The organism is Marinobacter sp. ES-1, from assembly GCF_000475255.1.
GTDB classification, from domain to species: Bacteria; Pseudomonadota; Gammaproteobacteria; order Pseudomonadales; family Oleiphilaceae; genus Marinobacter; species Marinobacter vinifirmus.
Genome location: NZ_AXBV01000103.1, coordinates 1 through 12,364, shown reverse-complemented (window position 1 = coordinate 12,364; position 12,364 = coordinate 1). Strand labels below are relative to the sequence as shown.

The 12,364-nt window shown below is 59.0% G+C and carries 13 protein-coding genes; 7 read left to right on the top strand and 6 right to left on the bottom strand.

Going from position 1 to position 12,364, the window contains the following annotated elements; genetic code table 11:
* Positions 1-223: 223 nt before the first annotated feature.
* Positions 224-889 (bottom strand): OmpW/AlkL family protein, encoded by a 666-nt coding sequence (locus Q668_RS16085; RefSeq protein WP_036220367.1) that lies wholly within the window; start codon positions 887-889, stop codon positions 224-226.
* Between the two features lie 158 nt (positions 890-1,047).
* Positions 1,048-1,512 carry a winged helix-turn-helix transcriptional regulator gene (locus tag Q668_RS16080; protein WP_036220364.1) on the bottom strand — a complete coding sequence of 155 codons (465 nt, stop codon included), beginning with the start codon at positions 1,510-1,512 and terminating at the stop codon, positions 1,048-1,050.
* An 89-nt stretch (positions 1,513-1,601) separates the two neighbouring features.
* Here Q668_RS16080 and Q668_RS16075 point away from each other — a divergent pair, with 89 nt between their 5' ends.
* Positions 1,602-2,714, top strand: a complete 1,113-nt coding sequence (locus Q668_RS16075) for an NADH:flavin oxidoreductase (RefSeq protein ID WP_036220361.1) — start codon at positions 1,602-1,604, stop codon at positions 2,712-2,714.
* A gap of 153 nt (positions 2,715-2,867) precedes the next feature.
* Complete coding sequence (gene bamE, locus Q668_RS16070) at positions 2,868-3,179, top strand: outer membrane protein assembly factor BamE (protein WP_052009733.1); 312 nt, start codon at positions 2,868-2,870, stop codon at positions 3,177-3,179.
* A 24-nt stretch (positions 3,180-3,203) separates the two neighbouring features.
* Here bamE and Q668_RS16065 read toward each other — a convergent pair whose 3' ends face one another.
* Positions 3,204-3,842, bottom strand: a complete 639-nt coding sequence (locus Q668_RS16065; RefSeq protein ID WP_036220358.1) for a TetR family transcriptional regulator — start codon at positions 3,840-3,842, stop codon at positions 3,204-3,206.
* Positions 3,843-4,011: 169 nt separating this feature from the next.
* Here Q668_RS16065 and Q668_RS16060 point away from each other — a divergent pair, with 169 nt between their 5' ends.
* A complete protein-coding gene (locus Q668_RS16060; protein ID WP_036220355.1) occupies positions 4,012-5,595 on the top strand; it encodes a flavin-containing monooxygenase in 1,584 nt (527 codons plus the stop codon).
* Positions 5,596-5,639: 44 nt separating this feature from the next.
* Here Q668_RS16060 and Q668_RS16055 read toward each other — a convergent pair whose 3' ends face one another.
* Entirely contained in the window at positions 5,640-7,151 is a 1,512-nt protein-coding gene (locus Q668_RS16055) for an acetyl-CoA hydrolase/transferase family protein (protein WP_036220353.1), read from the bottom strand.
* A 282-nt stretch (positions 7,152-7,433) separates the two neighbouring features.
* On the opposite strand from Q668_RS16055, the gene rluF reads away from it, so the two are divergent.
* Together rluF and Q668_RS16045 are read left to right on the top strand one after the other, a co-directional pair.
* Positions 7,434-8,432, top strand: a complete 999-nt coding sequence (gene rluF / locus Q668_RS16050; RefSeq protein WP_036220350.1) for a 23S rRNA pseudouridine(2604) synthase RluF — start codon at positions 7,434-7,436, stop codon at positions 8,430-8,432.
* An 88-nt stretch (positions 8,433-8,520) separates the two neighbouring features.
* The gene (locus Q668_RS16045) at positions 8,521-9,147 is read left to right on the top strand and encodes a MarC family protein (protein WP_022990652.1); all 627 of its coding nucleotides are present in this window, start codon (positions 8,521-8,523) and stop codon (positions 9,145-9,147) included.
* Here Q668_RS16045 and Q668_RS16040 read toward each other — a convergent pair.
* Positions 9,136-9,531, bottom strand: a complete 396-nt coding sequence (locus Q668_RS16040) for a hypothetical protein (RefSeq protein ID WP_022990651.1) — start codon at positions 9,529-9,531, stop codon at positions 9,136-9,138. The two genes, Q668_RS16045 and Q668_RS16040, sit on opposite strands and share 12 nt — an antisense overlap.
* Positions 9,532-9,563: 32 nt before the next feature.
* Between Q668_RS16040 and Q668_RS16035 the strand changes: the two genes are divergently transcribed.
* Positions 9,564-10,148, top strand: coding sequence for a gamma-glutamylcyclotransferase (locus Q668_RS16035; protein WP_022990650.1), 585 nt, complete (start codon positions 9,564-9,566; stop codon positions 10,146-10,148).
* Positions 10,149-10,187: 39 nt separating this feature from the next.
* Here the strand turns inward: Q668_RS16035 and Q668_RS16030 are convergent, their stop codons facing one another.
* Positions 10,188-11,102, bottom strand: a complete 915-nt coding sequence (locus Q668_RS16030; protein WP_022990649.1) for a DMT family transporter — start codon at positions 11,100-11,102, stop codon at positions 10,188-10,190.
* 247 nt (positions 11,103-11,349) lie between these two features.
* Between Q668_RS16030 and Q668_RS16025 the strand changes: the two genes are divergently transcribed.
* Positions 11,350-12,297: a LysR family transcriptional regulator gene (locus Q668_RS16025; protein ID WP_022990648.1), complete on the top strand. Its 948-nt coding sequence runs from the start codon at positions 11,350-11,352 to the stop codon at positions 12,295-12,297.
* Positions 12,298-12,364 lie beyond the last annotated feature (67 nt).

The window sequence follows — 12,364 nt, the reverse complement described above, 5'->3', positions numbered from 1 at the left end:
ACCTACCTGCACAATGACCTGAAGTTGATGGATCTTGCGAAGGTCAAAACCGGCATCACTGTCCCCGAGTTCGGGGTAAGTTAATGGCATGAGCCGTATACGTGGCCCGTATGTACGGTTCTGTGAGAGGGATGAGGCGGTAACGCCTCACCCTACTCGCTGTGTTCTGATAGTGGTTCCTGCGGCAGCTCCGTGAGTTGCGAGCTGCCGGGGAGACTCCGGATCAGAACTTGTAGGTGAAACCTACCATGTAGACCATTGGGTCGATTTCTACTTCGAATTTGTCGGTTTTGGTTACGCCGTCTGCCAGAGTCACTTGTGCATCGGTATTAATGTCGGCCCACCAGACGGCGGCGTTCAAGCCGAACTGCTCGCTCAGCATGTAGTCCACCCCGAACTCTACTGCGACACCCACGCTGTCATCCAGATCCAGTTCACCCAGAACAGTCTTCTCTTCGAAGAAAGTCGTGTAGTTAACACCTACGCCCGCATAGGGCTGTACAGCAGATGAGCTCTTCATCGGGTAGTACTGCAGGGTAATAGTTGGTGGCAGGTGCTTGGTCTCACCAATGTCACCCAAGGCTGCAATGTCGCCAGCGCCACTGATGTTGTGCTTGAATGGCGTTGCCGCAAGCACACCCAAGCCAAGGTTACTTGTGAACATGTAGGTGCCACGAAGACCCAACTGTGTGTTGGAGTCTACTGCAACACGGGCGTCCGCACCGAGGGCCGCCACAGAGCCTACAGTAATGACTTCGCTGGAATCATCCGGCGCCACGTGCACCGCACCTGCGCGAACAATGAAATCGCCGGCTTCAAAAGCCTGAGCAGCCGGAGCAACAGCCATCACGGCCGCAGCCAGAACACCGAGTTTGAAAGTACGAGACATAGCCATTTCCTCACTTGTTAAAAGTCAATGGAGTGAGGGTAATGGCTGGGGAAAGGGAAAACTTGATTTAAGACAATTAAGGGCGCCACCCCGGCAGGCTTCGGAGGCATGGTTGACCCAACTCAAAAAAACGGGGGTACTTCGGGCCCTGCGTATAGTCAGCCCTGGTTGCTGGCCTTCTCCAGGTCTTCCGCCACCAACACATCCCGGATACTAAGGGGCTCACCCTTGGCGTTCTGAACCGTCACGGCCTGGATAGGCTGGCCACTCTCCCGGTCACGAAGATCCAGCGGCTGGCCGTCTGGCGCCGGATTCCATTTGTCGCCCCACTGGCGCAGGGCTACCACCACCGGAAACAGGTCCCGGCCTTTTTCGGTCAGGCGGTATTCAAAGCGGGAACCGTGTTCGCCCACATCCACCTTGCGCAGCACTTCGTTATCCACCAGCTTGGCCAGGCGGTCGCACAGGATGTTCTTGGCGATGCCCAGCTGCTGCTGGAAGTCCACAAACCGACGCGTGCCGTACATTGCATGCAGCACAATCAGCAGGGACCACCAGTCGCCCACTTCATTGAGGGCGCGGGCGACGGAGCAACTGGAATCATCAAAACGTTTTCTGGCCATGTAAGGGAGTGTACCCAATAGGGTTGCATTTTGAAACCGGATTGAATAGGGTTGCTTTACGAAACCAAATTAATGAGGTTGCACATCACATGAGTATGAATCTTGGTCCTTTGTTTGAGCCGTTTGAACTTCACAACCTCAAGCTGCGCAATCGCGTAGCCATGGCTCCGATGACCCGCAATTTCTCACCCAACGGCGTACCGGGTCAGGATGTGGTCGATTACTATCGTCGCCGTGCCGAAGCCGGCGTCGGCCTGATCATCACCGAAGGCACGGTAGTGAATCACGCCGCTGCCAACGGTTACCCGAACGTGCCGGCCTTCTATGGCGACGAAGCCCTGGCTGGCTGGAAGCAGGTGGTTGATGCCGTGCACGAAGCCGGCGGCGCCATCTTCCCGCAGCTGTGGCACGTAGGCGCGGTGCGCAAAGAAGGTATCGAGCCGGATCCGTCTGTTCCCGGTTACAGCCCTTCAGGCCTGTTTGCCCCGGGCAAGCCCAACGGCAAGGCTATGACCAGGGAAGATATCCAGGACGTGATCAAAGCCTTCGGTGATGCCGCCCAGGATGCCAAGGCCCTTGGCTTTGACGGCGTGGAAATCCACGGTGCCCATGGTTACCTGCTGGACCAGTTCCTGTGGGAAGGCACCAACCAGCGTGACGACGAATACGGCGGCAGCATGGAAAACCGCCTGCGCTTTGTGGTGGAAATCGTCGAAGAAGTCCGCCATCGCGTTGGCCCGGATTACCCGATTATGCTGCGTTTCTCCCAGTGGAAGCAGCAAGCCTATGAAGCGAAACTGGTTGATAGCCCGGAACAACTGGAACAGTTCCTGAAGCCGCTGGTGGATGCCGGTGTGGACATCTTCCACGCCTCCACCCGCCGCTTCTGGGAACCGGAATTTGAAGGTTCCAACCTGAACCTGGCCGGCTGGACCCAGAAACTCACCGGCAAGCCGACCATGTCTGTTGGCAGCGTAGGCCTGACCGAAGACTTCATCAGCGGCACCTTCGCCAGCAAGAAAGATGCCGTTGAGCAGTCCGGCATCGACGAGCTGGTTGAGCGCATGACCAACCATGAATTCGAACTGATCGCCGTCGGTCGCGCCCTGCTGCAAGACCCGGAATGGCTGGTGAAAGTGAAAGAAGGCCGATTGAACGAAGTGGAAGCCTTTGCCAAGAAATCCCTGGCCAAGCTTTACTGATCGAACTACTCCTTCGATCCTGCTTGCCGCGGTGCCTTCTAAGGCCCCGCGGCTTTTTTGTGGGTGAAAGTTATCCGGTTGTTAATCGCACAGTTTTACAGAACCGCTATGCTGTGTTCAGTAATGACTCAACCATCGAAAAAGGAGTTGGATATGGCAGTGGCTCGACATCTGAAGCTGGCTGGCATGGCCTTGTTGTTGGCGACCCTGGTGGGCTGCGCGACGGTGGGCCGAGATTTTGCAACCCATAACGTGGACCAGATCCGCATTGGTGAAACCACCCGGGCGGACATTCAGGACATGTTCGGCGAGCCCTGGCGCACCGGGGTGGAAGACGGCAAGCGTACCTGGACTTATGGCAAGTATCGCTGGTCTGCCTTTGGTGATGCAGAAACGACGGACCTGGTGGTGCGGTTCAACAGCGATGGTACGGTGTCATCCTACGTTTTTAATACCACTGAGTAAGGCTGTTCAGTGCCGGGGCGTGCTTCAGGTTTGCCCCGGTGCAGTTTTCAACGCCAGCACCTCTTCCTCGTTTAGCCCCTCAATCATGGCCCCCCGGAACTGACGGTTGATAAACCGTTCGGTTTCCTGCTGAATCTTTTCCCGCTGCTCGGGCTTCTCAATGTAATCCATGGCCCGGAACAGGATATAGCGGATGGTCATGTGGGAAATCTCATGCACCACAGCGGCCTCCACACCCGGCACCAATCCCCGCTCAAGAATATCCTCTGCCATCTCCCGGGCACTGGCATCCAGCTGCGCCTCCAGCGCCCGGCGTAACACCGGGGAGGGCCCGTGCAGTTCGCGGACGGCGACCGTGGTGGCGGCGGGATTGGCGAGGAAGTAGTGGTACACAAAGGTGACGGTGTCGTGGGATGCCTGCTCGGATGAATCCGCCATCTGCCGCAGTTGTCGCACGCCGGTTTTCATGTCTTCGGCGATATACCCCAGTACCTGCAGCCCGAATTCGTCCAGATTCTTGAAGTGCCGGTAAAAGGTGTTCGGGTTCAACCCCGCCTCCCGGGCCAGTTCCCGCAGGCCCAGGGAGGTCAGGCTACGGCTTTCGGTAATCAGCCTTAGAGCGGCCTGGACCAGTTTCAGTTTTCCGCCGGCAAGTCGTTGCATCGAGTCGTGTTTCCTTTGGGCGTTGGGCCAACAACCTGTCACTCAGGGCCATTCCTGTGCGAGTGGGTATACAGGCGTCTACTTTGACCGGTATACATGTGTCTACTGGTCATGATGACCATACCGACAACAACAGGCAAGGCCCTTCAGGCCACACAGGAGTGCAGCAATGAAACAAACCGCCAAGATCGCCATTATTGGCACCGGATTTTCCGGCCTGGGCATGGCCATCAAGTTGAAAGAGGCCGGTTTTGACGACTTCGTGATTCTGGAGCAGAGCGACAATGTCGGCGGCACCTGGCACGACAACCACTACCCGGGTTGCGCCTGCGATGTTCAATCTGCGCTGTATTCCTTCTCTTTTGAGCAGAATCCGAACTGGACCCGCATGTTTGCTCCCCAGCCGGAGATTCAGGCGTACCTGCGGCATTGCGCCGAGAAATACGGCTTGATGGATCACATTCGTTTCAACACCCACGTGGCGGGTGCCCGTTGGGATGAGGCCACCTCCGGCTGGGTCGTGGAAACCTGCAACAGTGCAAAACTCTGGGGCTACATGGAAAAGAAAGGTTTGAAGCCCGGGGATGAGCTGGATCGCAGCGACAAGGACCTGCCGCCAATCCGCAAGCTGCGAAGTGAGATCCTGGTGTCCGGCATGGGCGGCCTGAGCACCCCCGCGTATCCGGAGATCAAGGGCATAGACACGTTCACGGGTATCAGTTTTCACTCCCAGAACTGGGACCATGACTACGATTTTCGGGGCAAGCGGGTGGCGGTGATCGGCACCGGTGCCTCGGCCATCCAGTTCGTGCCGGAAATTGCCAAAGAGGCCGCCCATCTGGACCTTTACCAGCGCACGCCGCCCTGGATCATGCCCAAGCCTGACCGGGAAATCCGGCCATTGGAACGGGCCATGTTCCGTCGGTTCCCGCAAACCCTGAATGCGTTCCGCCAGAGCATTTACTGGATGCTGGAAGCCCGGGTGCTTGGCTTCGTGGGTAACCCGCGCATTCTGAAAGTTGGTGAGTTGCAGGCCCGTCGACACATCCGCAACCAGATCAAGGACAAGGAACTGCGCAAGAAAGTGACGCCGGATTTCCACTTCGGCTGCAAGCGGGTGCTGATCTCCAACAACTACTACCCGGCCCTGGACCAGGAGCACGTGGACGTACTGACGGAGGGCGTTCGCGAAGTGAAAGGTAACACCATCATCGACAACAATGGCACCGAGCGACCGGTGGATTGCATTGTCTACGGCACCGGCTTCAAGGCCCAGGAACCCATCCCCCGGGGCATGATCTTCGGCCGTGGTGGCCAGGATCTGCTCGACGCCTGGCGTGAGGGCGCGGAAGCCTACAAGGGCACCACCGTGGCCGGCTTTCCAAACTTCTTCATGCTGATGGGTCCCAACACCGGCCTGGGCCACAGCTCCATGGTGTACATGATCGAGTCCCAGGTGCAGTACGTGCTGGATGCCATCAAGAAGATGGGCCATCGAGGCTGGAAGAGCGTGGAAGTAAAAGAGGATGCCTACAGCCAGTACAACGCCTCTATGCACGCCAAACTGGGCGACTCCGTATGGCAGACCGGTTGCAAGAGCTGGTATGTGAACGAGAACGGCAAGAACACCACCTTGTGGCCGGGCTTCACCTGGCAGTTCCGGCAGCAGACCCGGCGGTTTGATGCCGAGCAGTATGTGTGTGAATCGGCGGAGGTGATGGAACAGGGTGGTGAGCCGGCGCTGGCCGGCTGACCATTACAACAGGGCCGGCGCAGTGGCTGGCCCTGTAAACCGGGTTACATCTGTCCGGTTTCTTCATACCGGTGGTGCCAGCTCAGGGCTTCTTCCAGCTGGTGCGGGGTGTGCATGCCGCGGCCGCTGTTGCAGGCGCGCTCGAAGTAGTCGCGCAGGCGCGGGCGGAAGTCCGGGTGCGCACACTTTTCGATGATGTTCAGCGCCCGCTGGCGGGGCGGCAGGCCGCGCAGGTCGGCCAGGCCCTGTTCAGTCACAACAATCTGCACATCGTGTTCGGTGTGGTCCACGTGGGACACCATCGGCACAATCGTGGAAATAGAGCCACCCTTGGCGGTCGACGGGGTCATGAACACCGACAGGAAGCCGTTACGGGCAAAGTCGCCGGAACCGCCGATGCCGTTCATTATGCGGGTGCCCATCACGTGGGTGGAGTTCACGTTACCGTAGATGTCGGCTTCGATCATGCCGTTCATGGCAATGATGCCCAGGCGGCGGATCACTTCCGGATGGTTACTGATTTCCTGGGTCCGCAGCACAATGCGGTCCCGGTAGAAATCGATGTTGTCGGCCAGTTCCTGGTTGGCTTCCGGGCTCAGGGAGAAGGCGGTAGCTGAGGCCTTGGCCAGTTTGCCGGATTTCAGCATCTCCAGCATGCCGTCCTGCAGTACTTCAGTGTAGGCAGTCAGGTTGTTGAACGGGCCTTCGTTCAGGCCAGCCATCACCGCGTTGGCAATGTTGCCGACGCCTGATTGCAGGGGCAACAGGTTGGCCGGCAGGCGCTTCTTTTCGACTTCGCTGGAGAAGAAGTCCAGCAGGTGGCCGGCAATGCGACGGGAGTTTTCGTCCGGGTCGCTGAAACGGGAGTTGCGGTCTGGCGAGTTGGTTTCCACTACCGCAATCACTTTCTCCGGCGGGCACATCAGGTACTTCTCGCCAAAGCGCTCGTCCGGCTTGGTGATCGGGATCGGCTTGCGGCGCGGCGGCAGGGCGGTGCCGTAATAGACGTCGTGCATGCCTTCCAGGCCGGCACTCTGGCCGTGGTTCACTTCGAGGATGACCTTGTCGGCCTGGTCAATCCAGGTTTTGTTGTTGCCGATGGACGACGACGGAATCAGCCGACCATCTTCCGTAATGCCTACCACCTCGATGACGGCAATATCCAGCTTGCCGAAGAAACCGGACCAGGCGTGCTGGGCCACGTGCGACAGGTGGATATCCATGTACTCCATCTTGCCTTCGTTGATCTTCTGGCGGCAGGTGGGATCGCTCTGGTAGGGCAGGCGCATTTCAATGCCGTCTACTTCGGCCAGCGCGCCGTCCAGTTCCGGGGCGGTGGAGGCACCGGTCCATACGCTGATGCGGAAGTTCTCGCCACGGGCGCGGTGGTCACGGATGTGCTCGGCCAGGGCCTGGGGCACGGCTTTCGGGTAGCCCGCGCCGGTAAAGCCGCTCATGCCTACGTTCACGCCGGAGGGGATCAGGCTGGCAGCGTCTCGGGCACTCATAATACGTTTGCTAAGTTTTGGGCAACGAATCCTGGATTCGGTCGACATGATCCACCTCTTGTTATGCGGTTAACGGCCCCGGTTTTTGGCCTTGTCGGCGATGGGGCGAACAGAAAAGCGCGATATTCTAACAGCGAAAAAAGAAAGCATGCTTAATAGCGTTGGTAAAAATACCTAATTCTTTAGTCTAATGATGGTGTAAGTTCCAGATAACCTTAGGGTAGTTTCCGAAAAAGAGGCCGTGTCCCGGTTGCCGTGGCCGCCACCCGGTGGGATGATGCCCGCATTCGACCGTGAGTTATCCCATTTCCAGGCATCCGGCAGGGCTCCATGAACACCAGAACCTCCACCCGACTGAACAAATACATCAGCGAGAGCGGCATGTGCTCGCGCCGGGATGCTGACCGCTACATCGAACAGGGTAATGTTCACATCAACGGCCGCCGGGCCCAGGTGGGCGACCAGGTGTTGCCGGGCGATGTGGTGAAGGTGAACGGCCAGGTGGTGGAACCCCGGGATGAAGAAGACCTGGTCTTTATCGCCCTGAACAAGCCGGTGGGCATCGTCAGCACCACCGACAGCGCCGAGAAAGACAATATCCAGCGCTTTGTCGGCCACAGCGAGCGGATTTTCCCCATCGGCCGGCTCGATAAAGACTCTCAGGGCCTGATTTTCCTCACCAGTAACGGCGACCTGGTGAACAAGATCCTGCGGGCCGGTAATAACCACGAGAAAGAATACCTGGTGACGGTGGATAAGCCGGTCACCCGGGAATTCGTCGAGGGCATGAGTAACGGTGTACCGATTCTCGGCACCATGACCAAGCGCTGCAAGGTCGAGAAGGTGTCCCGGTTTGTGTTCCGTATTATTCTGGTGCAGGGCCTGAACCGCCAGATCCGCCGTATGGCCGAGCATTTCGGCTATGAGGTCACCCGGCTGGAGCGGGTACGGATTATGAACGTCAGCCTGCAGGGGCTGCCGGTAGGGGCCTGGCGGGATCTCACTGAACAGGAACTGGCGGTGTTGTTCGACGCCATCCGGGATTCGTCGTCGGAGGCCTCGCAGCCGGCCGGTAACAAGCCCCGCAAAAAGCCTGCCGCAGCGAAGGGCGGCCGCCCGGGTCCTGGTAGCAAACCGGCCAGGGTCGGCGTAAAGCCCGGCGGTAAAGCCCCCGCCGGGAAAGGCCGAAAAGCCTCTGGTACCGGCCCCGGAAAGCGTCCGGGCGGCAAGCCCGGTAACGGCCCGAAAGCGGGTGGTCGCGGCCCCGGCCCGAAGGGCAAGCCGTCGAAACCCGGAAAGCCCCGCAAACCATCCATCAAGAAGCGCTAAACACCCATCATAGGTTCTCTTCCTTACGGCAGAACCGGCAAACCGGCGCTATGCTTACCGGCTTTAAACCTGTGCCGGATTTGCCCCAATGCTTGAAACGTTTTTCTCGACCTACCTCAGCAGCACCATTCGCTTCCTGTTCCTGCTGGCGCCGTTTTTCGTGGTCACCATGTTCCTGGCGCTTACCCGGGGGTTACCGGCAGCCGAGAAGGCGTCGATCATCCGCCGGGCCTGTGTGTCGGCGTTTATTCTGGGGGTGATCCTGTTCTTTGCCGGCCCGCTGCTGTTCAACGCCATCGGTATTACCCTGAACTCGTTCCGCATCGGGGCCGGCAGCTTGCTGTTCCTCACCGCTATCAGCCTGGTGAACAGCGGCACCCGCAACCATGCCACCGGCCTGCCGGATGAAGACCGCGATGACATCGCCGTGGTGCCCCTGGCCATTCCGGTGATGATTGGCCCGGCAACCATTGGTGCCATCCTGGTTTACGGTGCGGAGCTCAAGGCCGTGCCGGAAGTGGCGGGCGGTTTGCTGGGGCTGGTATCTGGCTTGCTGATCCTGGCGGTGTTGCTGCGGTTGTCCAGCTACCTGGAAAAGGCCCTGGGCAAGACCGGCCTGAATATCATGTCGAAGATCAGCGGCCTGATTCTCTCGGCCATGGCGGCGGAAATCGTTCTGACCGGTATTGCCGGGTTTATGGCTTCAGTCGCCTGAAGGTAAGGCCGGAAACCGGTACTTTTCCTGCAGTTGCCGTGGAATTTCGGGGTTCTGCTCAAGAAAATCGGCCAGTGCGTTGATGATGTCCGGGTGCTGGGCAGATGACAGATGGTAGCTGCTGAGGCTCACCGGCCGCACCGTGTACTCGAAGCGGATACCCTCGGCCGCAGCGAAGGCATCCATCAGGTCCCGCAGGTAACCGGAATACTCGTTACTGGCTAAATCAGCCTTGTAGATGGGATAGTAATCAATATCCTGAACCACCACGCTGTAGGTGGGTATTGGCTGGCTGTCCGGCTCGGCTGCGCTAACCGGACATTGAATGAGCCAGCCGGCAAAGCTGGCCAGAAATGCCAGCCGGATTGAATGAAAAACCTGCAATTGAAACGTCTCCCGGAAATATCAGGACAGGAATGACTGCTAATACTATCGACCACAATCGGGCCCGGTACAACTTTGAGGGTATCGAATCGGTATGGCTGTTTGGCTATGGCTCGCTGATTTACAAGGTGGATTTCCCGTTTCTGGAACAACGCCCTGCCACTATTCGCGGTTGGGCCCGGCGGTTCTGGCAGGGTTCCCACGACCATCGGGGTACACCGGAAGCACCGGGGCGGGTAGTCACCCTGATTGAGCAGCCCGGAGCCCGGTGCAAAGGCATGGCCTACCGGGTATCGCCCAATGTCTTCGAGTACCTGGATGTGCGGGAGAAGAACGGCTACCTGCGCTTCAGCACCTCCATGACCTTCGACGACGGTAGCCAAGCCGAGGGGCTGGTGTATATCGCCACGGAGGATAACGAGGCGTTTCTGGGCGAGGCCCCGGAAGCGGATATCGCCGCCCAGATTGCCGCTGCCGCCGGGCCCAGTGGCCCGAATTCCGAGTATCTGCTGCGGCTGGCGGAGTCTCTGCGGGCATTGGGCGACGACTGTGTGCATACCTTTGCGATAGAGACGCACCTGCTTGGCAGCGAACCTGTCGCGGTTAAGGACCGTTAAACGTCAACCGGTGTAAAGCTTGTGCAAATCTGGTCGTCATCAGGCGCTGGCGGCGCCTTTCTTCTGCGGTGTTTCCCGGCTGGCGGGGTTAAAGCCCCGGGCCGGTGAACGTCGCCTCCGGTGCCGCAGGCCAATGAGGACCAGCGGCACCACGATCATCATGCTGCCGGCCAGGAACCACAGGTCCGGCACCTCACCAAACCAGATCCAGCCAATGGCCACCGCCCAGATAAGCCCGGTGTATTCGGCGCTGGTGACCTGGTTGGCATCCACCTGCCGATAGGCCAGCAACACGGTGATGTTGTAACCCAGGATGAACAGGGCGGAGCCGGCGGCGCTGACCAGGATCTGCAGGTTCCACGTTGCCCCTTCCCAGAATGCCAGTGCGGCTGCGGCCGGTATGATCAGCAGGTAGTTCAGGAACAGCTTGTGCACGGTGGTTTGTTCTTTCGGCAGCTGCCGCACCATGACGGCGTTGATGGCCAGGGCAAAGGCGGAACCCAGGGCGGCGATGACGGCCCAGTTGAACTCCACCGGGCGCAGTATCTCGATGATGCCGGCAAAGCCACTGAACACGGCGGTGACGCTTAGGGGGGTGAGTTTTTCCCGGAAGATTACGGCCGACAGCACCATCACCAGTATCGGCGCGGCGTAGAACAGGGCGTTGGCGGTAGCCAGCGGCAGGTTGGTGAGGGCGATCACCATGCATACGATGCCGACCAGGTGGATGTGGGCGCGGATGGCGTGGACTTTCAGGCCGCCGAAAAGGTTACCTGTGTCGAGTTTGCGGGCCAGCGGCAGCAGGAACACCAGGGTGAGTACGCAGCGCAGGAAGGCGAACTGGAAGACGGGGGCGCCGGGGTCCATCAGTTTGATGAAGACGTCCGAGAGTATGGCCATGGCGTTGCCGATGACCAGCAGCAGAATGGCGCTGTTGACGGTTTTGCCTGACACTTTGGTGCTCCTTTTCCTTCCTGAATTCCGCTGGTTTGGTGCATGAGTGTGCCGGGGGACTTGCTTCCGAAAACCGCTGCGAGTACTTCCCTGTACGCTTGTCTCCGCCATCCATGGCTACGAACATTTTCGGAAGCAAGTCCCCCGACACACTCCCGAACCTTGGAGGTGGATTCTAGGTGTGTTTAACTATCCGATAAAATGATCATTATTAGTCGGCCATTAGAAAATTCGATAGCAGGCCACCATGAGACTACCCCCACTCAAAGCCCTCCCCGTATTCGAAGCCGTTGCCCGGCTGAACAGTTTTTCGGCTGCCGCCGAGGAACTGTCGATCACCCAGAGTGCAGTCAGTCACCAGATCAAACAGTTGGAGACCTATCTGGGCGAACGGCTGTTCTGGCGCTCCGGTCGGACGGTGACGCTGACCGACGAAGGCCGGCAGTATTTTGATGCCATTGGCACCGCCTTGTTGCAGATTGAACGGGCGAGTGAACAGTTGCTGGGGCATGAGGAGTCCCGGTTGCGGTTGTCGGTGTTCAGTTCGTTTGCGGTGCGCTGGCTGGTGCCGCGGTTGCCGGATTTGCAGCGGTTGCACCCGCAGATTGACCTGGCGCTGGAGATGAGCAGCGAGAACCCGGTGTTGTCGGATCGGGTGGCGGATTGTTTTATCACCATCCACACCACGGCGCCGGCCTACAGCTACGAGCATTTGTACACGGAGCGGTTGTTTCCGGTGTGCAGTCAGGATTACTGGCAGCGTATCCGGCGGGAGCTGGGGCGTGACGCGGAGCCGGAGGGGCGGTATGAGGATCCCCTGTCGCCGGAGGATATCGCGCGTTTTCCGTTGTTATCGACCCACAGCATTTTCGACAAACCCGCCGGTGACTGGCAGGCGTGGTTCCGGGATGTGGAGCAGCCGTTGCCGTCTGCTGCCCGTGTTCAGCATTTCAGCCACATGCTGCTGGCGCTGGAAGCTGCGCGGTTCCATCAGGGCATCGCCCTGACCAACGACTATATGCTGAGTACCCGGAAGGATTCCGAAGACTTCGTTCGTTTACCGACCCATTCGGTGGTGACCGGCGACAAGTTCTACTTTGCCTGGAAAACCAGCCGCCGGCGGGAACGTGGGATTCAGACGTTACGCCGGTGGCTGGTTGACGAGGCGATTCGTGGGGGGCTTCGGGGGGAGTAACGTTCAGCTCCGTATTAGCAGCCTGCGAGTTCTCGTGTTGTGAGCAGGGCGGGGGTGTCTGTCCGGA

Coding starts and splice junctions, on each gene's coding strand:
- Q668_RS16065 (WP_036220358.1), bottom strand. CDS start 3,842: ATGCAACGACTTGCCGGCGGAAAACTGAAACTGGTCCAGGCCGCTCTA.
- bamE (WP_052009733.1), top strand. CDS start 2,868: ATGGCAGTGGCTCGACATCTGAAGCTGGCTGGCATGGCCTTGTTGTTG.
- Q668_RS16035 (WP_022990650.1), top strand. CDS start 9,564: ATGACTGCTAATACTATCGACCACAATCGGGCCCGGTACAACTTTGAG.
- Q668_RS16085 (WP_036220367.1), bottom strand. CDS start 889: ATGTCTCGTACTTTCAAACTCGGTGTTCTGGCTGCGGCCGTGATGGCT.
- Q668_RS16060 (WP_036220355.1), top strand. CDS start 4,012: ATGAAACAAACCGCCAAGATCGCCATTATTGGCACCGGATTTTCCGGC.
- Q668_RS16080 (WP_036220364.1), bottom strand. CDS start 1,512: ATGGCCAGAAAACGTTTTGATGATTCCAGTTGCTCCGTCGCCCGCGCC.
- rluF (WP_036220350.1), top strand. CDS start 7,434: ATGAACACCAGAACCTCCACCCGACTGAACAAATACATCAGCGAGAGC.
- Q668_RS16055 (WP_036220353.1), bottom strand. CDS start 7,151: ATGTCGACCGAATCCAGGATTCGTTGCCCAAAACTTAGCAAACGTATT.
- Q668_RS16045 (WP_022990652.1), top strand. CDS start 8,521: ATGCTTGAAACGTTTTTCTCGACCTACCTCAGCAGCACCATTCGCTTC.
- Q668_RS16075 (WP_036220361.1), top strand. CDS start 1,602: ATGAGTATGAATCTTGGTCCTTTGTTTGAGCCGTTTGAACTTCACAAC.
- Q668_RS16025 (WP_022990648.1), top strand. CDS start 11,350: ATGAGACTACCCCCACTCAAAGCCCTCCCCGTATTCGAAGCCGTTGCC.